At 68.1% G+C, this 22416-nt stretch carries 22 protein-coding genes; all 22 read right to left on the reverse strand.

What is annotated here, in order from left to right; translation table 11 throughout:
* Positions 1 to 7 precede the first annotated feature (7 nt).
* Positions 8 to 217, reverse strand: a complete 210-nt coding sequence (locus tag EJJ38_RS01445; protein WP_127088320.1) for a hypothetical protein — start codon at positions 215 to 217, stop codon at positions 8 to 10.
* Positions 214 to 4089 (reverse strand): host specificity factor TipJ family phage tail protein, encoded by a 3876-nt coding sequence (locus EJJ38_RS01450; protein ID WP_127088321.1) that lies wholly within the window; start codon positions 4087 to 4089, stop codon positions 214 to 216. The genes EJJ38_RS01445 and EJJ38_RS01450 overlap by 4 nt, the downstream gene beginning before the upstream one ends.
* Positions 4089 to 4514, reverse strand: coding sequence for a hypothetical protein (locus EJJ38_RS01455; protein ID WP_127088322.1), 426 nt, complete (start codon positions 4512 to 4514; stop codon positions 4089 to 4091). Before EJJ38_RS01455 ends, EJJ38_RS01450 begins: the two co-directional genes overlap by 1 nt.
* Positions 4511 to 5047 (reverse strand): DUF1833 family protein, encoded by a 537-nt coding sequence (locus EJJ38_RS01460; protein ID WP_127088323.1) that lies wholly within the window; start codon positions 5045 to 5047, stop codon positions 4511 to 4513. The genes EJJ38_RS01455 and EJJ38_RS01460 overlap by 4 nt, the downstream gene beginning before the upstream one ends.
* Positions 5044 to 6792 carry a hypothetical protein gene (locus EJJ38_RS01465; RefSeq protein WP_127088324.1) on the reverse strand — a complete coding sequence of 583 codons (1749 nt, stop codon included), beginning with the start codon at positions 6790 to 6792 and terminating at the stop codon, positions 5044 to 5046. The genes EJJ38_RS01460 and EJJ38_RS01465 overlap by 4 nt, the downstream gene beginning before the upstream one ends.
* Positions 6792 to 9719, reverse strand: coding sequence for a phage tail length tape measure family protein (locus EJJ38_RS01470; protein WP_127088325.1), 2928 nt, complete (start codon positions 9717 to 9719; stop codon positions 6792 to 6794). Before EJJ38_RS01470 ends, EJJ38_RS01465 begins: the two co-directional genes overlap by 1 nt.
* Positions 9716 to 10021, reverse strand: a complete 306-nt coding sequence (locus EJJ38_RS01475; protein WP_205666073.1) for a DUF1799 domain-containing protein — start codon at positions 10019 to 10021, stop codon at positions 9716 to 9718. Before EJJ38_RS01475 ends, EJJ38_RS01470 begins: the two co-directional genes overlap by 4 nt.
* Positions 10022 to 10086: 65 nt before the next feature.
* Positions 10087 to 10443, reverse strand: a complete 357-nt coding sequence (locus EJJ38_RS01480) for a hypothetical protein (RefSeq protein WP_127088326.1) — start codon at positions 10441 to 10443, stop codon at positions 10087 to 10089.
* Positions 10444 to 10480: 37 nt separating this feature from the next.
* On the reverse strand, positions 10481 to 11413 hold the full coding sequence (locus EJJ38_RS01485; RefSeq protein ID WP_127088327.1) for a phage tail tube protein: 933 nt from the start codon (positions 11411 to 11413) through the stop codon (positions 10481 to 10483).
* A 2-nt stretch (positions 11414 to 11415) separates the two neighbouring features.
* A complete protein-coding gene (locus tag EJJ38_RS01490; protein ID WP_127088328.1) occupies positions 11416 to 11622 on the reverse strand; it encodes a hypothetical protein in 207 nt (68 codons plus the stop codon).
* Between the two features lie 2 nt (positions 11623 to 11624).
* A complete protein-coding gene (locus EJJ38_RS01495; RefSeq protein WP_127088329.1) occupies positions 11625 to 12548 on the reverse strand; it encodes a phage tail terminator protein in 924 nt (307 codons plus the stop codon).
* Positions 12545 to 13039 (reverse strand): hypothetical protein, encoded by a 495-nt coding sequence (locus tag EJJ38_RS01500; RefSeq protein ID WP_127088330.1) that lies wholly within the window; start codon positions 13037 to 13039, stop codon positions 12545 to 12547. The genes EJJ38_RS01495 and EJJ38_RS01500 overlap by 4 nt, the downstream gene beginning before the upstream one ends.
* Positions 13036 to 13719, reverse strand: a complete 684-nt coding sequence (locus EJJ38_RS01505) for a hypothetical protein (RefSeq protein ID WP_127088331.1) — start codon at positions 13717 to 13719, stop codon at positions 13036 to 13038. The genes EJJ38_RS01500 and EJJ38_RS01505 overlap by 4 nt, the downstream gene beginning before the upstream one ends.
* 2 nt (positions 13720 to 13721) lie before the next feature.
* Positions 13722 to 15755 (reverse strand): phage major capsid protein, encoded by a 2034-nt coding sequence (locus EJJ38_RS01510; protein ID WP_127088332.1) that lies wholly within the window; start codon positions 15753 to 15755, stop codon positions 13722 to 13724.
* On the reverse strand, positions 15752 to 16357 hold the full coding sequence (locus EJJ38_RS01515) for a hypothetical protein (RefSeq protein WP_127088333.1): 606 nt from the start codon (positions 16355 to 16357) through the stop codon (positions 15752 to 15754). The genes EJJ38_RS01510 and EJJ38_RS01515 overlap by 4 nt, the downstream gene beginning before the upstream one ends.
* A 190-nt stretch (positions 16358 to 16547) precedes the next feature.
* On the reverse strand, positions 16548 to 16769 hold the full coding sequence (locus EJJ38_RS01520; protein WP_127088334.1) for a hypothetical protein: 222 nt from the start codon (positions 16767 to 16769) through the stop codon (positions 16548 to 16550).
* The gene (locus EJJ38_RS01525; RefSeq protein ID WP_164738366.1) at positions 16766 to 18250 is read right to left on the reverse strand and encodes an ADP-ribosyltransferase; all 1485 of its coding nucleotides are present in this window, start codon (positions 18248 to 18250) and stop codon (positions 16766 to 16768) included. The genes EJJ38_RS01520 and EJJ38_RS01525 overlap by 4 nt, the downstream gene beginning before the upstream one ends.
* Entirely contained in the window at positions 18243 to 19679 is a 1437-nt protein-coding gene (locus EJJ38_RS01530) for a hypothetical protein (protein ID WP_127088336.1), read from the reverse strand. Before EJJ38_RS01530 ends, EJJ38_RS01525 begins: the two co-directional genes overlap by 8 nt.
* A 3-nt stretch (positions 19680 to 19682) precedes the next feature.
* A complete protein-coding gene (locus EJJ38_RS01535) occupies positions 19683 to 21038 on the reverse strand; it encodes a terminase large subunit domain-containing protein (RefSeq protein WP_127088337.1) in 1356 nt (451 codons plus the stop codon).
* Positions 21035 to 21586 (reverse strand): phage protein Gp27 family protein, encoded by a 552-nt coding sequence (locus tag EJJ38_RS01540; protein WP_127088338.1) that lies wholly within the window; start codon positions 21584 to 21586, stop codon positions 21035 to 21037. The genes EJJ38_RS01535 and EJJ38_RS01540 overlap by 4 nt, the downstream gene beginning before the upstream one ends.
* Positions 21586 to 21894 (reverse strand): hypothetical protein, encoded by a 309-nt coding sequence (locus EJJ38_RS01545; RefSeq protein ID WP_127088339.1) that lies wholly within the window; start codon positions 21892 to 21894, stop codon positions 21586 to 21588. Before EJJ38_RS01545 ends, EJJ38_RS01540 begins: the two co-directional genes overlap by 1 nt.
* Before the next feature lie 3 nt (positions 21895 to 21897).
* A complete protein-coding gene (locus EJJ38_RS01550; protein ID WP_127088340.1) occupies positions 21898 to 22269 on the reverse strand; it encodes a DUF2730 family protein in 372 nt (123 codons plus the stop codon).
* Positions 22270 to 22416: the final 147 nt, after the last annotated feature.

Here is a 22416-nt window from a genome sequence, read left to right on the forward strand (position 1 = left end):
CGCCCTCCTACTGAGCGCGCGTGACGAGCACGCTCGGCTGATCGTCGTCCGCCGCGTGCGCCACATAATGAGTTTCAGGGGAGATCCCCGTCCGGGAGGGAACAATGAGGACGGACTGACCGATCCGCGCCTGCGCGTTGACCGCATCCAGCGTGCCGGCGGCGCCTGTCGCGACGATCTCGCCAGTAGACACGGTATAAAGAATGAAGTTGATCATCGTCTGTACTCCGTAACCATAGAGTAAACGTCCCGGAATCCGGCCGTGAACGTGCTTTCTTCGACTGTAAACGTAGATATTGTTGGGTCGCGGCGCAGCACGTTCAGCGCATCAATGCGATATTCATAGGTCCCAGCCGGAAGATTGTCCGTGTCGTGATGGATAATTTTAATATCCTGCTCACCGACAAAATATTGCCATCCTGGGTTAGGGGTGGCGGAGTCTAAATATTGAATTGGCAGAAGGTACGTTGTCGCCCCGCTGTAGCTCGTGCCATTCGGGCCTGAACGAACAACGCGCACCTCGAGATAATAATAAATGCGCTTTGAAGTATTGATGTAATCTTTGAATTTCGGGAAGAATCGAGCTTCAAAGACTGCATATGAGCCCGCTATGCGCGTTATCGAGACTGCACCGAACTGCCCTCCCGTGGCCGTGGGATAATAGGTAACCGCTGCGTTGGTGACAGCCTGCGGATAAATCCGATCCGTGGTCACGCCGCCGATAGTAAGAATGTTTGTGGTAACGCTCTGAGCGGCAAATTTGTTGGACGTAAACGATCCGTCCAAATACATATCTGCGCGAATGTAAACGTTCCCCGTGCTGCTTGTGTCGAATACAGCAAATGGGTTTCCGCTGGGGGACTCTATAAATAATTTATCGGCACTTATGGCAATGTAGCCAGTTCCATCTGATCGCGCGATAGCGCGTAATCCAGCGTTTACATTCTGAGCCTTGACATTCAACTGCCAACCCGCAGCGGCCCCACTCGGGTACGCGCCCGTTACCCAAGTTACATTGACCGACGCGTTAACGCCGTCGAGCGCACTCTCGACCGATTGAACTCGGGTAGCGAGGGCGTTGTCCCCACTCGCCCGAGCGTTTTGTTCGTCGTTGATGCGACTGTGCGCCTTGCTGAGGCCCGTGGCCGGATCATTCTGGGTGGCGGACACCGTGGAGATGCTCGCCGCGAGCACCTCGTCTGCGCCCACGCGCGCGAGCACCTCCTGTTGTACCAGCGCACGGGAGGCTGCCCCTTCAGCTTCGGCGAGAATGGTTACTCGGCTTTCGCCGGCCAGCCGCGACGCCTCAACAGCCGCCCCCAAAGTGGCCACATAGCCAGCAAGGAGATCGATGTCGCGAGACTGCTGCTCGCTCGTGCCGCGCAGTTGGTTGTTGATCAGATCCCGGTTGCCCTGGACCATGTCCATGCCGGGAACCAGCATTGCGTCGATCGTCGGTGCGTCCAGATCCACCACGCTATAGGCCCCCGGCAGGCCCGAGGCGCCCACGGCGGCGACGCGCAGGCTCAAGGCGCGGGGCTCCACCACCTGCGACAGTTTCGGCGCGAAGGGCTGAGCCAGGTGCGCCCAGGAGGTGCGTCCGTCATAGGAGATCTGCGCGATGTAATGGCGCGCGCCCGCCGCCGGCCACCAGTCGGCCGCGAGCACCGGCTCCAGGACGTTTTGCGAGAGAGTGGCCGTCAGGCCCGCGACCAGGGGCGTCTGCGGGTCGGAAAAGCTCGCCGCCGGCGGCACGTCGCCAGGGTCGCCGCTGTCGTCGTGCACGTCCTCGCGGTCCACCACGAGGGCGAGCTTGGTGCGGCCCGTCCCGGCCGGGGCGCCACCCAGCACGATGCAGCGCTTTTGCCAGGCGGTGCCCAGCCCAAGCGCCCAGCTCGCGGGATCGGCGCCGGCCCGGCGCGCCAGCGCCTGATCCAGCGTCACGCCCTGCTGGCTCTGGACAAGGGCGAGGTCCGCGCCATCAAGCACGGCCTCCGCGTCCGAGCTGCCGCGCGTGACTTTGATCGGCCCGAAAGGCTTCGCGTTGGCCCGCCGGATCTGGATGTAGTGTTGCCCGCTCCCCCAGCTCGCCGCCGGCTCCAGCGTCAGCGTGGTGCCCGCGCGCGCCACCACCTCGCCCGAGGCGCCCCAGCTCTGCGGCACATGGCTCTGCAGCGTCACCACAGATCCTAGCGCCAAGAGCCGGCCCTCGCTCGCGATGGTCGCCGTTGGTTTGGCCCGGCGGATCGTGTGCTGGCGCCACAAAAAGGCGCACTCGCGCATGGCATGGGCGCGCTGTCCCACCCCTCGGATCTGCACGCGCACGGGGTTGCTGGCCACCACGTCCGGCGGACACTGCACCTCCTGGACCGACCACGTGGTCTCGTCCAGATACTCGACAATGATCGCGTCCGCCGCGTCCTCGGCCTGGAGCAGATAATCGACGCTGAAGGAGTCGCGGATGATCTCGCCATCCGTGATCATCATGCTGGGAAGGGCCACCCACTGGTCGCGCACCAGGCTCAGTTGATCGCCGATCCAGCGATGCTTGGCCCGGCAGGCGGCCAGCGCCGTGTCCAGCGCCTCGGTGGCCTGGACACGCGTCCGAAACTCATAGTCGAAACAGTCGCCCCGGCTGGCTGCCGTAGCCGCCAGCGTCACCACCGCTTGGGCGTCCACCTTGTTGAGGGGCCGGCCGCAGCCATAGTCCGTGTTGGTGGCGATGTCGTAGGCCGCATAAGCGGGCGACCGCGTGGGCTGGTCGTCCCACCCGCTCCCGGTCCACACCGGCAGGATTCGCGTATCCTCCAGCCCCCAGCGCAGGGCCGCATTGGCCGTGAGCTGGGCCGTCGCCCGCATTCGGATGGCCGTGACCGTGAGGCCCGGAAATGTCTGCGTCCCCGGCGTATAGCCCCGCGCTGCCGCCCACTGGATGGTGTCCACGGCGCCGGGATAGGCGGCCGAGGCCACCACCCGCCGCGCTTGCACCTCATAGCGCCCCGCCGCCACGTCCACGCTGTAGGACATGCGGTAGGGCTCTTTGGTGGCGAGCCACTTGGCCTCGTCCACCACGGTCGTCCACACACCCGTGGGCGCGCCCGTCACGTCCACGGCGCGGATCTGCACCTGGTTGTGGGTCGCGAAATTCCCCGCCACGCCCTGGGCATTCGGGATGTAGCAGCCCTGCGGGAGCACGAAGTCGAACACCAGCCGGTTGACGCTCGTCCCGGCCGGGTTGGTGATGCCGCCATAGACCCACACGCCGGGATCATCCAGCGCCTGGCCGGAGACGCCCGGCGCCGTGGTCACGGACGCCGGGAAAAGCGTCAGCGTGTCGCCGGGCTCCAGGAGCTGAACTTGCACGTCGCTGAAGGTCGGCGAGACGTGGCCCCACTCGGCCCACTGGCTGGCGTCCCACAGCACCGCGTCGGCGATGGTGATCCGGTGGCGCTGGTAACGGCCGAGGCCGTGCACCAAGAGCACGTTTAGATATTCATCCTGCCCGACATATTCGGTCCAGGGTTGGGCCGCGAAGTCCGGCACCACCTTGGTGCGGCCATAGCGGACGGGAATCGTCTGCATCAGCCGCGCGGAATTGGTCTGCTGGCCGAACGCATAGAGCGGGGTCTGCGCCTGCTGGCCGGCATTCGCCGGGCGCGGCTGCACGAGCGTGTTGACCGCGAAGGCGCCGCCCGCCACCACGGCGGCAGAAATCGCAGTCGAAACGCCCGCGACCGTTGACATCCCTATTGCCGCCGCCGCCCACGTCCCGATGCCCGGCGCCAGGGCAGACAGGGCAATGAGCCCCACCAGGCCCACCACGCTCTTGGTGGTGGACGAGCTGCTGCTGCCGCTCCCGCCGCCGCCCAGCGGGCGGGATTGGAATTCCACCCTTTCCCCCTTGCGGATCCGCCGCCGCGCCCAGCCGCGCCGGGCGCGCAGCAGAGGCGCCCCGTCGATCACGCAGATGGTGGGCAGGCGGAAGCGCCAGCCCAGGCGCTTGAGGGCGCGGGCCACCGTCTCGCGGCGGCGCGGGGCGACGGTGGCCACCTCGTACCCGGGGAGGATGATGTGGGTGATGCTGGCCATCATCGGGCCTCATAAAATCGCTGGCGCGGCAGGCCGCTCGCCCGCAGCTCGGCCGGCGTCTGGAAGATCACGCCGACGCGATCATCCGAGTGGATCACGCCATGCTCGGCCGCCAGCCAGACGCCGATATGGTGCGGCCGGTCCACCCCGGCCATGAGCACCGCCGCCCCGTCCCGCGCCTGGATGATCCCGCCCTGAGCGAGCGGGCAAAAGCGCCAGGCGCTGCGCAGCGCCTGGCCGTCGAACTGGCTCTGGATCCAGCGCAGGTCCACCTCGGCCGGGATGGCGATGAACGGCACAGAGCGGCGCCACAAGGCTCCTTGAAGGTGCCTGAAAAGGCCGTAACAGGACCACGCCTCCGGCCCCTCGCCCGTGAGGCTCCAGGGGCGGCCGATCAGGTCGGAGAGGATCTGTGTGCGCGTCATGCCACCCGCAGCCCCGGAAACTGCGCCGGGCGATAGATCCGGCGCGGGAAGGAGAGATTGGCGAGGTCGGCCAGGCGCGCCTTGCCGGTCACGGTGCTGCCGCTGATCGTCACCTGGCGCACCACGAATTCGATCGGCCCATAGGACGGCTCGGCCGTCACGTCGCTGCGATACTCGCGATAGACCAGGAGCAGATCCGCCCGCACCTCAATGGCCGCGTTGAGGTAGGGCGTGAGCTGGTCGGCGACATTGTCGATGGTGACGGTGCACTCAGGCGTACGGCCCACGGCCACCTCCGGCGCGGAGGCCGAGAAAGCGCACCGCCGGAAGGTCTGCATGGTCCCCGGATTAAAAAGCGCGCCGGGCTCGATCCCCAGCACCCGGTCCACCTCATCGAGCACCAGGCGCACCGCGATCTGCAAGCCCGCCTCGATAATAGCCGGGTGCTGCAGCTCCAGGGTGACATGCAGATCCACGTCCGCAGGCGCACTCGCCACCGCCTCGGCCCATGCGTCGGTGTACGGGTCGCTCATGCCACCGCTCCCACAGATTGGAGATAGGTCCGGAGCGCTGCATGGAAGGTGGCCACCTCCGCAGCCGTCAGCCCCCCGCCCATGCTGAACGCGGCAATCCGGTCGGTGCACCAGTAGCCCCGTGCGGCGCCGCCGTTATAGGTGAAGCACAGCAGGTCCACGGGCATCGAGGGGATCGCCACGCTGGTGGCGGCCGTATCCACCAGCAGGGCGCCGTTTCGGTAGGCGCTGCGCGTCGCCGAGGAGCGGCGGCTCCCGACGAAGAATCCCTCGGAGTTCGCGTTCGCGAATGTGGAGGACTGGTCGTTGACGGAGATGGCGGCGCGATCCGTCGAATAACGGTGCAACATGCCAACCTGAATGCCGGTCCCCGTAGAGGTCCCCGCCGGAACGATGTTGCCGGCCGCGCGGTCGGTCAGGTCCCAGACGCCCATATGGGCGTCGTTCCGGGTGTAGCGGACGCCGTGGACGGCCGGGTTGTAGCCGGTGGCGAGATAGGTATTCGTCGCGCCCGCATAGCCCCGATCCACGACAAAGGACGGGACGTTGACCGTGGTGAGGTTGTAGAGGTCCGCCATCCAGTTCAGCCGCGCCGCCTGGGCGTCATGGGCGGCAAGGATGTAGAGGACATCCAGCTTCGCCCAGATCCCCGCACTGATCAGAGACTGAACCAGCGTGCCGATGGCGCTCACCCGCGCCGCGCTCGGCTGTATGGTCATACGCGCCAGCAGGGCTGAGATCGCGGCCGGCAGGGCGACCGTAATCCGCTGGGTGACTGACCACGGCCGCGGCGAGCCGGCAACGATGGCGCGAACCCTCACGTCATAATCACCGGTACTCACCGGCAGCTCTGCGGCCCACGATCCGGTGCCGTTGGTAACCACCGACACCGTTGTCGTGCCGACGACGACCTCCACTGTGGCGCCCGCCGGCGCCGTCCCCGTGAGTGTTGCCCCGGATATGCCTCCGATGACAGCCATGGGCGGCACCAAGCCCGCCGGATAGACGCGGATCTCCATGTTGACGGTGGTGTAGCCGTCGCCCGCCTGCGCATACTTGATGGACCCGGCGACGATCTGGACGCGGCGGATCTCCACCCGGCCGCCGCCGAGCGCAACCGGCATCCAATAGCGCGCCGCGCCCTGGCCGATCTGGTCGAGGAAATCGACAAACGTCTCCATTTCGGCGGGCGAGAAATCCCCCGCCCAGCCCCAGGAGCCCACCCGGCTCATGGGCCGATGCGCCGAGCGCACCGCGCCGTCCTCGATCTCGGTCTCGCGCCAGGTGGCCACCGGCGCGCCGCCCCAGGCCGGGCGCGACGGCAGGTAAGGCAGGCTCGCGGGCCACTCGGCCGAGGCGAGCACCGCGCCGGCGGCGCCGGCCGGATAGACGCGCAAGCGCATGCTCACTGTGGTGCGCCCGCCCGGCAATGCCGCATAGGCGAGCGAGCCGGCGACGATCTCCACCTCCCGCGTGTCGTAGGCGGATCCACGGATGGCGACGAGCATCGTAAAGCGCGCCGTCCCGTCCTCGATGTCGGCGAGAAAATCCTCCCACACGACGAGCTGGGCGGCCGAGAAGGTGTGCGCCCATGCATATTCGCCGCGCCGGGCGCCGGGCCGGCGCTCCTGGCGGACATTGCCGCGCTCCATCTCGGTCTCACGCGGCCCGCGCGTCGGGACGGCAGACCAGGCGCGCAGCTCGGAGCGATAAGGCAGGCCGGCGGGCCAGGCGGGCAGGCTCATCAGTAGAGCCCTCCGGCGCTGGACACCCCGAAGCGTCCGCCCAGGCTCCGGGTGGCCGGTCCATCGGCAGCCGCGTCATCCATGATCGCGGCGATCGCCAGCTCTCTGATCATCACGGGGAGCGTCAACGAGCCGTCCGGCCCAATGGTCGCGGGGCCGGTGGAGACTGCCGCGCCCGAGTGGCTGTTCTGAATGTTGACGTTCACCTGGGGGGCACCGCCCCTCTGCGCGCCACCGGCCCGCAGCTCGACAGGGATGCGTCGGCCATCGGGCAGCGGCACGATCGCCTCCGGCCCCGCCTCGCCGGCGATGCTTTTGCGCGTGGTGATGCCGCCCGCTGCAAAGGTCGGAACCGCCATCGGTCCCGCGCCGCCCGTCACCATGGTGAACGCCGAGCTGGAGCTGGAGCTGGAGCCGCCGCCGCCGAAGATCTTGCCGATGATCCCGCCGACGCCGCCAAGGTCGGCCGACGTCCCGTAATTGGTGCCGAACAGGCTATTTTTAAGGGGGTTGAGGACGGCCAGGCGCAGCATGGTGCTGGCCACGTCGCCCAGGATGCTCTGGACGGCCGAGCCCCAATCCTTCCAGGCGCTGCCATTGGTCACCAGGGAGTCGGACAGCGCGTCGAAGCTCTGTTCGCCCATGGAGCGAAACGTCTGGATCGCGTCCTGCTGGCGGGATAGCTGCGTTTGCTGGTCGGCCGTCTCGACCGCCTGGGCGCGGATCCGCTCGGCCGCCGGGCTGCCCTTGCCGATCTGCTGGTCCCGGATCTGCTGCTCGGCCTGCAACAGCGCGATGGCGCGGGCGCGGGCGTCCTCGCTCTGGCCCAGGAGGGAGATCTCCAGCCGTAGCATCTCGGTCGTGTTGCGCTGGCTGGCCAGCAGGCTCCGGGCCGCCTCTCCGGACGCGGCCGAGGTCTCAAGCAGAGACTTGGTCCGCGCCTGGTTGGCGCGGATCTCGATCTCGGCCGAGGTGATTTCCTCGCCTGCCAGCGCCAGGCGCTCACGGCGGGCGATCAGGTCCGCCTTGGCGACGGGATCCCGCTCGCGGGAGATCTGATTGTCCAGGCGGTCGAGCTGGCTCTGTCGCTCCTGAGCCGTGGACAGGCCCTTGAGTGCGTTTTCCTTGGCCTCGATCGCCCGCGTGATGCTCTCGTTTTCCGCGACCGACAGGCCCGTGGCGCCCTGTCCCGCGCGCAGGGCCGCGATCTGCGTCTCCAACTCGCGGCGGCGATTGTTGAGATCGTTGGCGGGCGAGCCCTGCGCGACATCGAGGGCGGCCGACCCGCGCTTGTCATCCAAGGCGGCGGTGGTCGCATTGGCCTGGACGCGGTTGCGCAGGCGGATCTGCTCCTGCAGGTCCGTGATCTCGGCGGTCAGCGCCTGGCGCTGGTTGGAGTTCTGGAGGCGCCCGGCGAGCATGGGCATGTTGCGCAGCTTCTCCTGAAGCTGCGCCAAGCGGCCTTCAAGGCTATCCGGCCCGCCACCGAACAGGCGGTCCACGGCCGAGCCCACCGAGCCCCACATATTGTCCCACATGCGCCCCGCCCATTCGGCCGCGCGGCCAATGGCGGTGGTGGCGGTGGCGGCGCCCTGCAGGCGCGGGGTGACGGCGGACAGCAGGACGTTGCCCGCCTCGGTGACGCGGTTTTGCTCACTCAGACGCTTGACCAGGCGCTCCGTGGCCCCATCCAGCAGGCCCATCTGCCGGAGCTGCGCCGCCCCCTTGGCGGGATCCCCGAAAAAGTCGCCCATTTTGCCGCTGGCGCTCGCAACGTCCGTCTTGAGCACCGCCGCGAAATCCTTGGCGATGGCAGTCAGGCCAAGCAGTTGATCCGATCCGATCTTGCCGGAGCGCACGAGGCCCGTGGCGATCTCGCGCGCGGCATTGGTGGAGAGGTTCCCGGCCGCCGCAGCCTGCGCGGCCACGCGCTCGATGTCGGCCGCCGTGGTCCCGGTCGCGGTCCCGAACGCCTGGGCGGCGATCGACGCCTCCCGCGTCCGCCCGGTATAGTCGAGCCAGGCCAAAGCGCCGACGCCCAACGCGACCGTCATGCCCCCCAAGAGGGCACGCATGGGCGTGATCGCCTCGCGAACGATCTTTGCCGCATTGCCAAAGCCGCCCACGGCCTCGACCAGTTGCGGCCCCTGCTGCACCGCGACCATGCCCGGCGACATGCCCATGGCAAGCGTCCCGAAGATATCGGGTGCCTGCCGGGCCACCCCGAACTTTTGATCGGGCCGGAGCTGCGACCAGGTGGACGATCCGCTTGTCTGCCGCGCCCGCAGCATGGTCGCTTGCGCGGCGAAGACCGTCTTGGTGCGCTCGATCTGGACGGCCGCCTCCTGGGCGGACAGAGCGCCCAGGCGCTGGGCGTCGCGGATCTCTGCGAGCTGCGTCTTGTACGCCTGCCCAGCGGCATAGAGCGGGCTGTATTTGGCCCGCAGATCGTCCAGCGCCTGGCCATAGGCGGCGATGTCCTCGGCCCGGCCGGCCGAGGCGAAGGTGTCACGGACGCCGAGGCGCGCATTGATGGCCGACGCGCTGTTGAGGCTGTTGGTGTTGGCGCCGCGCATGGTCTGTGCGGCGTCCCGCTCGGCGGCGGTGAGCTGGCGCAGGGCGGCGGTTGCCGCCTTGACGTTGCGCTCCTGGATCTGGTGGGCCTCGGCCGCGTCCTGCGTCGCCGAGACCGCGCGACCAGCCTCCGCGCGCGAGTCCTGGAGCGCGTCCACCAGATCGTCAACCGCCGCACCCGTTCGGCGTGCCGCCGCCGCGCCGTCATCAAGGACATCAACCAGGTGATCGACAGCCTGCGCGGCGCCCTGCGCGTCGTGCTCAAGCCCCTCAAACTCGGCACGCACCTCGCCGACGCCTTTCCGGGCGCCGGTCGTGTTGGCCGTGATCTCAATGGCAAGCTTGAGGCTCATGTGTCACCAGCATTGAGGACGGCGAGCGCGGCGCCCTCCATCACCTGCAAATCGGCCCAGGAGACCGGGCCGATGCCGAGGCGGCGCTCCACCAGCTCGACGGCCTGGTAGTCCAGGCCGATCCACCCGATGCCGCCCATAGACCCGGCGGTGCGCCATTGGGTGCCGGCCGCGCAGAACAGCCGCAGGGCCGACCAGTTGGAGCGCCACACCTCCACCACAGGCCGGGCGGTCGGAGCGGCAGGGAGCTGATCTGTCGCCACCCCGAGGGCAGCGAATTGGCGGCGCAGGTCGTCATCCAACTCGACGGGGCGGCTCGTGTCTGCCCGGCCGGTGGTGGCGTAGGCCCAGGCCCGCGCCGCCTCTCTCAGTTTCCCAGGCGGGCGGCCTCGCCGTTCATGGCGTCGCGGTATGCGCGAAAGGCTCCGACCCGGAAGCCAGCGAAGCGCATCGCAGCGAGGAGGTTGGTCTCGGAAAATGTCAGCGGAGAATCGTCCTGGCCGACCACGTCCTTCCAGCCACGCACTGCCGCCTTCAGCACTGCGGGCTCAACTCGCTGGCCCTTCTTGATCGCTTCGGCCTCGATCTCTTCGAGCTGGGTCTCATCCAACTCCTGGAAGTAGAGCTGGAACGCATGGGACCTGAACTGGCCGGGCTTTTCCTTGTCCGGCATCATCGCCGTGGCGGGCCACCAGAACAGGTGCTGATCGGAAACCTGGTACATCGTAAAACCTCGTTTTAAGGCCGCGTGAAAGGGCGGATCAGCGGACGACGAGGGTCAGCTCGTCGTCTCCGGCGTTCGGCACGCAGGTGAGCGGCAGGGACAGATTGGTGATGCCCTGGGTGTTGCCGTAGCTGGGGCGGCCGAGCTGCACCTGCGGCGCGGCGATCGCGACGATGTTGCCGGCCGTGATGCCGTGCACGATGGACAGCGGGCCACGCGTGTGGGCCTTCGCGATGCCGAACCAGTCCTTAGCGGCGATATTGTCCGCCTGGTTGACCATGGTCCCGGTGACGCTGCGATCGGTGATCTCGATGCTGTCAGCGCCGACCAGGTTACGCACCTCGACCGTGTTACCGAAGTCCAAGGCAAAGCTCTCGCCGAGGCCGGCAGTCCCGTGCAGGGACCAGGTGGTCGTGTTGCCCTCGCCCACCGTCAGGGGGTCCTTCCAAGCCAACATCGGCACCGCCGGCGTAACCAGGTCCGCCGGCGCCGCCCAGAGGCCGCGCAGCGTGAACTGAATGCGCGGGATCTGCTTGGGGGCCATGGACAGCGACCAGGTGCCCTTCGCGCCCAGGAGCTTGTGGTTCACGCCGTCGAAATTGACGTAGGCCGATACAGACTCCTGCGAGGCGGTGACCGGCGCATAGGTGACGCTGGTGGCCGCAACGATGGTCTCCGACATGCCGCAGGCTCGCAGGAGCGGGCCGTAGGCAGGTGCAGTGCCGGCGGCGCCGGCGCCGGCCAGCTCTACCGAGCCCACCAGCTCGACATAGTTGCCGACGAGACGCACCGCCTGCGCCCCGAAATAGGCGAGCATCAGCTCGCGGCTGACTTCCTCGCCCTGGAGTGGGTTGAGGGTAACGTTGGTCATCACCATGCCGTTCGCCGCGCCCGTGGGCGCCGCGTCCGTGCCATAGGTGGTCTCCATCTTGGCCGTGACGGCCAGTCTGCGCCAAAAACGGCGGCCCATGCTCAGTCCTTTCCGGCCGCCGGGCGGCGCTTGCGGGAGGTGTCGCCGTCGCCGGCGGCGGTGTCGCCGGTCTCGGCCGGCGCGGTGTCCGGGGCCGCCTCGGCCGGCGGCTGAATGGGCGTCTCGCCCGGCTCGACGGTGCGCGCCACAAGGGTGCGCTCGCCCGTCTTAGGGTCGAGGATGTAGGAGCCGCCGTGCTGCGCGGTCATTGTCAGGTCTCCACAAAGACAGAGGGGACGTAGGTGTCGCGCCAGGCCACGAGGCCCGGCGCGGTCGGGACCGGCTCGCCGCCCGCATAGAGCAGCGGGATGTCCAGGCCGTCCGGCTGCCAGCCGATCAGAGCCATCCGAACCGTCTCCCGCAGCACCTCAAGGCCGCCGGCGACGAGCGCGCCGTCGCCCGTGGTGGCATGAGCTGGCGCGATGACGATCACGCCGATCGCGCGGTCCACGCGCTGGCGATAGGTGTTGGTCTCGGGGTCCGGGGTGGCGTCGTCCCGGATCGGCACGACGATGGCGCCGGGCAGGTCGGCGGGCGCATCGTCCGCGTCCCAGGCGATGCGGCCTTCTACGGCCTTGAGCACGGCGGCGGGATCCTCATCCCGCAGGCGCTGCACGACAGCACCAACCAGACGCCCGGCGGCTCCGGCGAGCTGGTCGAGCCCGCCGGCGCCGGTGGGGCCGGCGGCGTAATACTGGACGTCGAGCGTCAGCGTCACACGGTGGCAGAGCACACCGGCGAACATGACCGGCTCGATGGTGACGAGTTGCATCCCCGTCGCGCCATCCACGGACACACCACGCACCACGCCGCCCAGGGTCGGGTCCGACCGTTCGGCCGCGATGACGGCGTCCGCCAGGTCGCAGGCGACGATCTCGCTTTCGTCCTCGTCCTTCAGCCCCAGCATCCCGACCACGACCCATCGGTCCGTGACCAAGGTGCGACCGGAGAGCAGCGCACGGCGGCCCGAGGCCGGCCGGCTGACGCGCCAGCCGCGCACCATGCCGTCCGTGGCATAGAGCGCCAGGAAGTCCTTTTCGGTCTTCCCGAACCGCTCGTAGCCGTGGACACGGCCGATGTTCGGGATTTGCTCCAGGAGCGCCACCAGGGCCTCACGGACTGCAACGGTGCTCATTGCCCGATCCTCCGCACCGCCCGGGCAGCGGCGGCCTGCAGCAGCTCGCCGATCTGGCCCTGTGTGGCGGCGAGCCCGTCCCTAAACATGAAGCGGCCGGGCGTACCCTTCTTTGCCATCTTCCGGGCGATGGCCCAGGCGACGCCGCGTCCTTCCTTGCCGCCTTTGCCGAGCTTGCGGCGGACCCAGTCCACCAGCGGTTCGACCGGCGGCATGTGGGGCCGCGCGCCCAGCTCGACGGGCAACGCATAGGCCAGAGCGGTGCCTACAGAGCCGGAAATGACGGTGCCGCTCATTTCCAACGGCTGCGCGCCGATGGAGTCCCGAAGCAGCCCCTGATACGCGGGCGTCAGCTCACGCACCTCGCGCTCCAGGAGCAACTGGCCCTCGACTATGGCCGGCGCCAGCTCCTCCAGGAGGATGTCCGGGGCGGCGGCCAGCGCCGCGTCCACGACCTGGATGTTGATGGAGAGGGTGTGGGGCTCGCTCACGACCTGCGCCCCCGCCGGAACAGCAGCCGGCTGCCGCCCGTGGTGGACGGCAGGGGCGGATGGACGGTCACGGAGGCCGCCTGGACGCGCTTGGGGTCAATGCCCAAAAGGTCGTGATATCGACGCCGAGCGGTGCCCGCGCGGGCCGCGTAATTGGGGCCGGATTCTTTGTGATCGACCGCGTCCGCCTGGATCAGGCTCGACTGGTCGCCGGACGTCATTGCGGCCACCTGGTCGAGCAGGACGGCCGCCGCATATTGCGCCACCGCCTCGCGATCCACGAGGCGGATCGTGTCCACCGTCTCGGTCAGCTCGTGGGGCAGCGACCAGGTCAGCCGGCACACGACGCCGGCACCGATCTCGTCGGGCAGGCCGATCACGCGCCCGTCCGGCGCGTCCAGGAGCGCCCAGAGATGGCGCGGCACCGTGCGCGGCGGCACGGAGCCGAGGGGATATTCGATGGTGAGAGCTGCGGACGCCTCGTCCCACCCGTCAGGCAGGGCGAGATGGCGGGGCGCGGGCGTGTCCTGGACGGTGAGGTCGGACACGCGGGTGCGCGGCCGATCCTTGCCATACTGTACGACCGCGAGACCAATGGCGCGGTCGCGGGCCTCCTCGCCGAGGCGGCCCACCACATCGCGCACCAGGTCATCCACCAGCGTCCGCAGATCCTGGAGCATCGTCAGGCCGCCACGACGGACTTGGAAAGGCCCCGGAAGTCGGCGACGGCGGCGCCATAGATGTGGCGGATCTTCCACGTCAGCTTGTCATTGCTGAACATGCTGCCGTTGGTCGGGCTGTCCTGGACGAAGATCTGGGGCTCTTCCTCGCCGTCCAGGAAGCCGATCTCGACGGTGGGAATGTCGAGCGGATCGGCCGACACACACCAGTCGTTGGCGTCCGTCCAGTACCAGACCGGGATGATGTTGGGCTTGAGCGACTGAACGAACGTCTCGTCGTTGTTGGTATTGCGGCGAAACAGGTCCGCCGCCTTCTCCTCAAGGTCCGAAGGCACCCAGAGATTGCGGGGGCCGATGCCGAGCCGATCATTGGAGCCGGCCTCGGCCTGCTTCAGCATGGCGAGCCGGGCGGCTGCATAGCTCGTCGCATCCAGGGCAGCCGTGAACAGGTTGCCGTGGTCCAGGTGGAACAGCGCCTTGGTGTCGTAGATGACGGGGTTCGTCCGCATGAAATCGAGCACGAACTTGGAAAGCGTGCGCTTGGACGCTCGCGCCAGGCGCTGCGGGATCCGCTGGACGGCGCTCACATCGTCGTTCTTGATCATTTCGAGCGTGATCGACTCCGTGCCGCCGCGCTTCGACACCGCATACTCGGCCACCTCGTCGGTGGGCGACGTGACGGGCACGTAGGCCGCGCCCTCGGCGACGGCGGGCAGATCGCCGTAGCCACCGAACCGGGTCCGCTGCTGCTTCCGGAAATCCGCGATGGCGACGGGCGCGCCGGTGAGCTGGCGCCAGACGTCATAGACCGAGGTCGTGCGATAGTCCGCCACCATGCGGCGGGTGAGGCTGTCGCCCAGCACCGCGTCCAGGCTGGTGCTGTCCAGGGCCTCGCGCATCAGGCCCTCGTCGCAGTTGCGCATCTGACCGGTCACGCGCTCGTCGCCGGTGATCGCCACATAGCAGGACTTGATGGACCGGGCGTGCCGGTGATCCCGGTGGTTCGGGTCGAAGAACGCTTCCAGCATGGCGCGCGTCTTCTCTGCGCGCGTCTCGCCGGTCTGGATCCGGCCCACGCCGCCCAGGCCCTGGACGCGCCCGGCGGTGGAGAACCGATCCACATACGCCTGCTCGGCGGTGATGGCGGCGGTGACATCCGCCGGCACATAGGTGCCGCGCGCTTCCAGGACTTCCAGGACGCGGGTGCGCGCCTCGTCGGGGAGCGTGGACCGGGTCACCTGGTCGCGGGCGGTCTGGCGCGCTTCCAGGAGCTGGATGGCGGCCGTGAGATCATCACGGGAGACGCCCGCCACGATGGGGGGGCCGCTCTCCGCAAAGGCGCCGGACAGCGCCTCCTGCAGCTCGGCGTCGGTGATCTGGTCGTCGGCGCGCCCCTCAAGGAAGGCCGGACGGTGCTTCTTCAGCAGCTTGAGCAGCAATTCGCGGAGCATGGGCTCGTCCTGTTGGGTGGTGGTGTTGGGGTCGGCCTCAAGCACGTCGAGCACGCGCCCGCCGGCGCCGGGCTCAACGATGAGGTCCACGGAATTCACGCGGGTGAAGCGCCCGACATGGCGGACGCCCTTGCGCGCCTGGTAGGTGGCACGGGCGTCAATGGAGAGGCCGAACAGGTCGCCCATGCCTCGGGAAACCGCCTCACGCAGCCGCGTCACCATGGGGTCGGCCGGATCGAGCACGTCCCAGGTGGCTTCCAGCGTCCCGGTGTCCGCACCGGTGCCCGGCACGAACGACACGCCGGACAAGCGGCCGAGAACGGCACGCGGATCCTTGCCGCGCGACGCCAGGTGTTCTGCATCGCCCTTGACGATGACACGCGCGCCCTCGAACAGCGGGGCGCCCTCGCGCAAGGCAGCGTCGGGATAGAAATTGCCGTTTCCGGAGAGACCGGCCCGCATGATGCGGACGCGGAAACGGTTGGTCTCCTGTGCTTCCAGCACCGCGCCGGAGCCGGAGCCGACCACATCGCCGCCGGCATCTCCGGCGGCCTCCAGGAAGTGACCGTGGAGGAGGCCCGTCACAGCACCACCTCGCCGGTGGCCGTGTCGATCGCCTCGCCGGTCTCGCGATCGACGGTGTACTTCCGTCCGTCCGTGGAGACGACGACGAGCGTGCTCGGTCCGAGGTCCCACGCCAGAACGTCAATCTGCACGTCCAGGAACCGCAGACGCGGAGGCAACTCGTCGCCGGGCTCGAAAGATGCCAGATCCTTGACCGCGCCGGCCCGCGCCAGCTCGCGCAGCTTCTCGCGGGGATGTACGGCCGCCGTAAGCGTCTCCCCGGCCTCTCCGATGGCCAGCGCCGGATCCGCCGCCTCAGGGACGGAAGGCGGCAGCTCCTGCGTCGCCCCGGCATCAGCATCCGAAGGCGGCGGGGTCACGTCCTGGATCAGGGACGCGGGCGGCTGGTCCTCGGAATTGGGCGGGGGCGCGGACTGTGTCCCGGCGGGCACCTGCAGGGTGTCCGCACCGCTATCGGCGCTGGGGGCCTCGCGAGCCGTACCAGACGCCCCCTGGGGTATATCGTTGGTCTCCCCCACCGACTTCGGCGCGGGCGACTTCGGCGCCGTCTCCGGCGCGGTGTTGGCCTTGGCGGCCGAAGGGGATTTGGGTGTGCGAGCCATGGGGGCCATACTCGCCACCCCAGGCCCTGCCAGATATTCTCAAGGTCTTGCGACCGAGCCGCCCGGATGATGGAGGCGGCAGAACGATCACACTCTCACCTTGCTCGCCCGAACAGCAGGCCCGTTAAAGGCCCATTGAAAGCCGTGGGCGGCTGCTTTGGCTTTGCTGCGCCATCGGCAGCGGTGCAGCTCACCTCGGCCGCTGGTGGCCATCTGTGGCCGGATCGTCGGTCCCGTCAACCTCATCAGCCCAGACGGCCCCCAGCCGCCCACGCTCCGCGATCAGCCGGGCGCCGCGGTCCAGGGTCTCGGCGATCCATCGCAGCTCATCCAGCGTCTCGGTGGTGACGGGCGTATCCAGATGGCGGCGGATGCGTTCGATCAGCGCCTCACGCTCCTCCTGCTCGGTCATGGCAGCATCTCCACAAGCAACCGCCGCCCGCGACGCTCCAGGACGCGGAAGCGCCGGCCGCGCGGGAGCAGCATCTCGAATTCGGAATCGGGCAACGCCGCATCTCCGACGGGGAAAGGGACACCGTTGATGTAGGCGGCAGGATAACCGGCCGGCAGCACGAATTCGAGTAGCACCCCCTCTGGCGCGCTTCCCTCAGCCATTTCTCGCGAGATCGTAGCCGACCAAAAGGCGGGATCCGGCTCGCTCACGTCACCCGGCCGCATGTCGAGATAGCGGGACGCCTGGTCAACGCCGCGCCAGGCTCGCGTGGGCGCCGGCACGCTGGCGCGGGCGATAGCCTCGTCCAGGCGCGGGATCTGTGCCGCCACAAGCGGCGCCTCGACGCCACGGCGCATCGCCTCGTTGACCAGGTAGCCGCCCGGACCCTTATAAAAATTCAGTGCATACCGTTCGGCCTGCGTCAGCGACGAGACCCAGCCCGCATATTCGCGGGTCAGGGTGTGGTGCTGCTCAATGGGGCTGGGAAAGGCGCGGGCCTGCGGCGGTGGGGGTGGCGCTGGCGCCGGCGCGGGCTCCGGAGGCGCAGGGGCACGGATCCGCTCGGCCTGGCGGGCTTCCGGTGATGCCGCCAGCTCCTGCGCTGTGAACGGCTTCGCGCCCGGTGTCGAAACCCGCCAGTGCTTCATGTGGGGAAGCGACGAGCACCCGCAATATACCCGTTCGCCGACCGGGATAGACGGGTCGCGCGGCTTCGGGATCGGGATCCCGCCGACCATGAACGGCTTGTCCACGTCCACGATCTGGCCGTCTGCGACTGCATGGGAAACGCGCGGATGCAGCTTGCCGGAGCGCCGCCATTGCTTCTGAAGACCGGCGACGCCAAGCGTCTTGGCCTGCTCCATGCGCTGCTGGCCAGCCTCCGAATAGGCCGTGCCCAGCTCTGTCACCACGATCATGCGGGCGCGCGCCGCCGGCGTATCCATGATGGCGCTCACCTTCTTCGCCGCCTCGAACGGCGCCTGCACGCCCAGCGCCGCTTGACCGATCTCCTGGTTGACGCGGTTAATGGTGGTGGTGGAGATGTCCCGGATCCGGTCGGTCTGGAACGACTTGAGCGCAGTCAGGAGGCGCACGTCCAGGGCGGGGATCTGGCCCGCCAGGTCTATGCCGCCGGCCGCGAGGGGTTTCATGACCAGGTCGCCGCCCGCCTCCCATGATCTGTCCAGGCCGGTGGTGAGGGCGTCCAGCGTGCCCCGCTCGAATGTCTCCAGGACGCGGCGCACCTCGCCCTGGAGCTGCTGCAGGCGCCAGGTTTCAAACTCGGTGGGCGTACCGGCCAGGCGGCCAAGGATCTCGTCACGGGCGAGGCGCAGATAATGCAGGATCTCCTGCATGGTCTGCGTCTGGATGAGCACCATCCGGCCGAGCTGTGCCCGGCGCTCTCGGCGGAACCGCTTCTCGCGTTCCTTGTCATCCATCCTGGCGAGCCACCACCAGCGCGGGATCCTCGTCATCGGACGTGACGGCCGCCGGAGGCTGGCGGAACACGTCCGACTGGTCGCGATCATCCTTCGCCTTGCGCGCGGCCTTCAGCTCGTCCGTGGCGTCGATCTCCACGCCGAGCTTGGCGGCGATGCCTGCGATCAGCGCGAGCGCGGTCTCCTCGGTCATGAGGCCGCGCTCCACGGCCGAGGCGACGGCGGCCACCACCTGGGCCAGCGCCTGCGCATAGCGGGACACGTCCACCGACTGCATGGGCGGGAATTCCGCCTTGGGCCGCATGTCCTCGGGCAGCTTGGCCGCCCCTCGGCCGGTTGCCGTCAGGCGGGAGCGGATCACATGGCGCGCCTCGGCCTCAATGATCGCCTGCCAGAGCAGTTGGCGGCGGCGGAAGATCTTGTATGTGGGCTCGTCCATCTCGGCGGCCGTGGCGCGGTTGACGTCCCCGCCGCCGCCATACCAGTGTTCCGGGATGGTGGAGCCGCCCAGCACCTCATTGCGGATCACGCGCAACGTCTCCGATGCGTCGGCGGCTTCGAGCTTGGGCGATATCGACTCCCATTTCTCGCCCTCATTGTGGACGCGCACCGACATGGGGGCCGGCGGCGCGATCGAGTTGGCCCGCGCCTCCACTTCGGCGGGCGTGGCGCCGGTCAGCGTCACGTCCCAAATGGCTGTGCGCAGGGCCGCCGCCCGTTCCACCTCCCCGAAAATGAGCTGCGAATAGGCGTCGGCGATATCGATGGCGGACAGGATGTCGGACCGGCCGCGGCGCCCCGTGAGCAGGTCGTTCACCCGCCAAAAGTGGCAGTCGCCGGCCGTCATCTTATCGCGCAGGGCGAGCGCGGCGGGCATCAGGAGATCCTTGTCGTCGCCGTCCAGCAGGATCCGATAGATGCGCTCGGAGCCTTCGCCGTCCGTGATCTTGATGCCGATGGGTAGCGCGCAATTGTCCGGATCAACGATCACCTCATTGATCTTGGACGGATCCACCGCGCCATGCCGCACATGGCCCGATGTCCCCGCGAACACGATGATCACCTGCTCGCCGTAGAGGGACAGCTCGCGGACGCGCTTTTCCAAATTGAGGTCGAGGCGGTTGATGGGGTCGTTCCACCATTCGTCGAGCCACGTCTGTGCGTCCTCGTTATCGACGGTCACCTTCGCGCCGTCGCCGAGGATGAACGCGATGGGCAGCTCAACCAGGCGGTTGGCCAGCAAATGCTGTTCCCATGCGTGATAGGCCAGCTCCTGCATGCGCCGCTGGTCGGTGGGCGTCAGGTCGCGGTCGGTGGTGGTGAGTGGGCGCCAACCTGGATCCGCGCTCGCCTCCACGAAGCGCCCCGAGGGTGCCACCGGCGCGGCAGGAGAAGCCTCCTTAAAGAGCCCTTTAAGCCAGCCGATCATGGGTCATCGTCCCCGGAATAGATTGAGGCGCCTATGCGCGATGAGCGGCCCGTAGCCGAACGCCTGGGACGGCCGGATGATGGGCGACGGCGCCACCGTGGCGCCGGCCGGCTCGACCGCGTCGCCGGCGGCGTTGATGGCCAGGAACATGGCCCAGGTGCGGTCGGCATGGTCTTCGTCGCGCTCGGCCACGAAGCGCGGGGTGCCGGTCGGCCCGGACACCTTGCGGAGCTTGTGCAGGTCGGAGCGCAACGGGACGTCACCCTCGCGGATCCGCACGGTGCGATCCTCGAACCGCTGCTTTCCGGCCGTGGCCATGACCAGCTTGGTGGATCCGGAGAACAGCACCCCCTCGACCCGGCTCGCGCCGTAGCGACGCTGTGCGTCCTCGACAGGCTTTTCACCCATTCCGGTCTGGTCCATGCAGATCCGGCCGACGCGATAGCGGCGCACAACCTCGTCCAGGGCCATGTCCTGCGACGCGAAGGTGGCCCGCTTCAGCTCGATGCGCTCACGGTCCCACAGGACGTCGCCGATCTCCTCCAGAACCTGGATCACGAACAGGTCGTTCCGCCGGCCGATATCGACGCCGAGGTAGCAGACGCCGCCCTGATAGCCGTCCGGATGTCCGGCGTGCTCGTCCTCGCAGGAGGAGATCAGGTCGTAGGACAGCCAGGCCGACGCCTCGTCCAGGTACTTCAGCTCGTATTCCTGCGCCCACGCATCTTCGTCAGCGATGCCGGCCCGCAGCTCGGCGATGTTGCGCGGCAGTCCGTCTGCCACGGCCTGGTAGATATCGACCACATGGCGCGACCAGATATGGTCACTCGCTGTGTCCAACTCGTAGAACTTTCCCGCTTTCCCGTTCGTCGTGGACGTGGCACGCAAATCCAAACCGGCCGAGATGACGGGAAACAGGGCCTTCCAGATCGCAATGGAGTCCCTGTGAAAGGCGAACTCATCCAGGAAGACATTGGCTGAGAAGCCGCGCGCCGTATCGGGATTAGCGGGCAGCGCAGTAATCTTCGACCCATGCGGGAGCGTCACCTCCAGGGCGCGGTATGAGCCCAAGTCGCCTCTCCAGTCGAATTCCTGGGCCTCGAACCCGAGCTTATAGGCGGCGGCGTGGCGCTTGATGCCCTCGTTCATAGCCTCAGCCGCTTGGCGTTCGCCGCGCGACAGGATCACCCACCGCCGCCGTTTTTCGAGAACGGCCGCCTCGAAACAATCGTCAACGATCTCCAGCGTGGTGGTGAACGTCTTGCCTGTCTGGCGTGCGAACTTGCCGAGTTTGAACCGCGAGCGATCCCTGAACCACCGCCGCTGATAATCGTACAGCGGGACCGCCGGCGCCTTCATCGCTCATAGATCCCGTAAATGTCCTCGCGCACCCGGCGCAGGACTTCCATGGGGTCCATGGGGGTGGCGGCGCCGGCCACCTCGTCGGCGATCGCCTCGACCTTCTTGCGCGTTTCCTCGGCCAGGTGGCGCTTGAGGTTGATGATGCGGTCTTGGTCGGCCTTGGAGGCGGACGCCAGATTGCGCATGGTCTCCGACAGCAGCTTGGCGGACTTGGGATCGAGCGTGACCGCCTCGCCGTCCTCGCCCGCCATCAGCTCCATGACGCTGGCGTGCAACGTCGCGATGTTGAGGCGGGCGACGCGATCGTCCCCACCATCCTCCATGCGGGCCATGATGGATTCGGCGGCGGCGCGGCTGTTGTGCAGACGCTCGCGCATGGCGTCGAACCGCTTGATGTAGTCCCCGAGGCCGGAGCGGCCGACATCCGCGTCCAGCTCGCGCAGCTTGGAGAGGATCTGGTCGATGGTGCAGCCGCCCTCACGCAGCCTGCCGATCATGTCGCGCAGCTCGGCGGGGAGCTTGTCCACCTTGGACGGGCGCGCCATCAGGCGACGTCCGGATATTCGACGCCGTCCACCGGATCGACGCGCCGCTCCAGATAGGACACTCCGCGAAGCGTGATCGTGAGGGTGCGGACCTTGCCTTGATAATATTCCACGGTGGCAAGGCCCGCCGCCTGGAGCGCCAGAGCGTCGCTATGCAAGCCTTCATCGCTCGCATTGCGCCCGCGAAACCCGAGCTGGTGGAGGCAAACGCGCAGCACGCTTTCGTTGGCGCTGCCCTCGTTTTCCCGGACCACCCGCAGCGTGGCGAGGCGGCGGGACTTCGTCACATGGTCCACATAGTCGCCCATCGCTCACGACGCCTTCTTGTTCATGAGATGGTCTTCGACACGCGTGATCGCTCGGCCGACGCTCACCATCTCGCGCTGAGATGCCTCGACTGTGGTGACGACCCGTGTCAGCTCGTTCCGGATGTCCGCGAAATCGTCGGCGGTGGGCAGGTGGCGGACTTCCTGCTCGATGGAGCGCAGGCGCGCGTCGACTGCGGAGATCTCCGCCATCATGTCGGCGTGCACCTTGCCGATGGCCTCGCCGCGTGCTCGTACCTCTGCGTCCAGCGCGTCCTTGCTGGCGAGGCCCTTGCGCACGGCCCAGCCCACAAAGCCAATGGCCATCGGCAACGCCAAGGCGATGACCACCCACCATTCCTTCAGCCAGATAGGCATTTACCGCCACCCCTTCCGAAGATCCTCGTACCAGGCCGCCAATCGCTGCCCGCACCCCCGCACCGCCGCCTGGATGCGCCGGTCCTCTTTCCAACCCCGCTCCACATCGCCCACCGACAAGGCCCGCTCCGGCACCTCCGCAGGCGC

The sequence above is a fragment of the Aquabacter cavernae genome, assembly GCF_003993795.1.
Lineage (GTDB): Bacteria > Pseudomonadota > Alphaproteobacteria > Rhizobiales > Xanthobacteraceae > Aquabacter > Aquabacter cavernae.

Excerpts from the sequence above, each read along its gene's own strand:
- EJJ38_RS01540 (WP_127088338.1), bottom strand. The coding sequence starts at position 21,586 with ATGGCGCGCCCGTCCAAGGTGGACAAGCTCCCCGCCGAGCTGCGCGAC.
- EJJ38_RS01470 (WP_127088325.1), bottom strand. The coding sequence starts at position 9,719 with ATGAGCCTCAAGCTTGCCATTGAGATCACGGCCAACACGACCGGCGCC.
- EJJ38_RS01550 (WP_127088340.1), bottom strand. The coding sequence starts at position 22,269 with ATGCCTATCTGGCTGAAGGAATGGTGGGTGGTCATCGCCTTGGCGTTG.
- EJJ38_RS01490 (WP_127088328.1), bottom strand. The coding sequence starts at position 11,622 with ATGACCGCGCAGCACGGCGGCTCCTACATCCTCGACCCTAAGACGGGC.
- EJJ38_RS01545 (WP_127088339.1), bottom strand. The coding sequence starts at position 21,894 with ATGGGCGACTATGTGGACCATGTGACGAAGTCCCGCCGCCTCGCCACG.
- EJJ38_RS01515 (WP_127088333.1), bottom strand. The coding sequence starts at position 16,357 with ATGGCTCGCACACCCAAATCCCCTTCGGCCGCCAAGGCCAACACCGCG.
- EJJ38_RS01450 (WP_127088321.1), bottom strand. The coding sequence starts at position 4,089 with ATGGCCAGCATCACCCACATCATCCTCCCCGGGTACGAGGTGGCCACC.
- EJJ38_RS01445 (WP_127088320.1), bottom strand. The coding sequence starts at position 217 with ATGATCAACTTCATTCTTTATACCGTGTCTACTGGCGAGATCGTCGCG.
- EJJ38_RS01530 (WP_127088336.1), bottom strand. The coding sequence starts at position 19,679 with ATGATCGGCTGGCTTAAAGGGCTCTTTAAGGAGGCTTCTCCTGCCGCG.
- EJJ38_RS01535 (WP_127088337.1), bottom strand. The coding sequence starts at position 21,038 with ATGAAGGCGCCGGCGGTCCCGCTGTACGATTATCAGCGGCGGTGGTTC.
- EJJ38_RS01455 (WP_127088322.1), bottom strand. The coding sequence starts at position 4,514 with ATGACGCGCACACAGATCCTCTCCGACCTGATCGGCCGCCCCTGGAGC.
- EJJ38_RS01480 (WP_127088326.1), bottom strand. The coding sequence starts at position 10,443 with ATGTACCAGGTTTCCGATCAGCACCTGTTCTGGTGGCCCGCCACGGCG.
- EJJ38_RS01460 (WP_127088323.1), bottom strand. The coding sequence starts at position 5,047 with ATGAGCGACCCGTACACCGACGCATGGGCCGAGGCGGTGGCGAGTGCG.
- EJJ38_RS01465 (WP_127088324.1), bottom strand. The coding sequence starts at position 6,792 with ATGAGCCTGCCCGCCTGGCCCGCCGGCCTGCCTTATCGCTCCGAGCTG.
- EJJ38_RS01485 (WP_127088327.1), bottom strand. The coding sequence starts at position 11,413 with ATGGGCCGCCGTTTTTGGCGCAGACTGGCCGTCACGGCCAAGATGGAG.
- EJJ38_RS01495 (WP_127088329.1), bottom strand. The coding sequence starts at position 12,548 with ATGAGCACCGTTGCAGTCCGTGAGGCCCTGGTGGCGCTCCTGGAGCAA.
- EJJ38_RS01505 (WP_127088331.1), bottom strand. The coding sequence starts at position 13,719 with ATGCTCCAGGATCTGCGGACGCTGGTGGATGACCTGGTGCGCGATGTG.
- EJJ38_RS01525 (WP_164738366.1), bottom strand. The coding sequence starts at position 18,250 with ATGGATGACAAGGAACGCGAGAAGCGGTTCCGCCGAGAGCGCCGGGCA.
- EJJ38_RS01520 (WP_127088334.1), bottom strand. The coding sequence starts at position 16,769 with ATGACCGAGCAGGAGGAGCGTGAGGCGCTGATCGAACGCATCCGCCGC.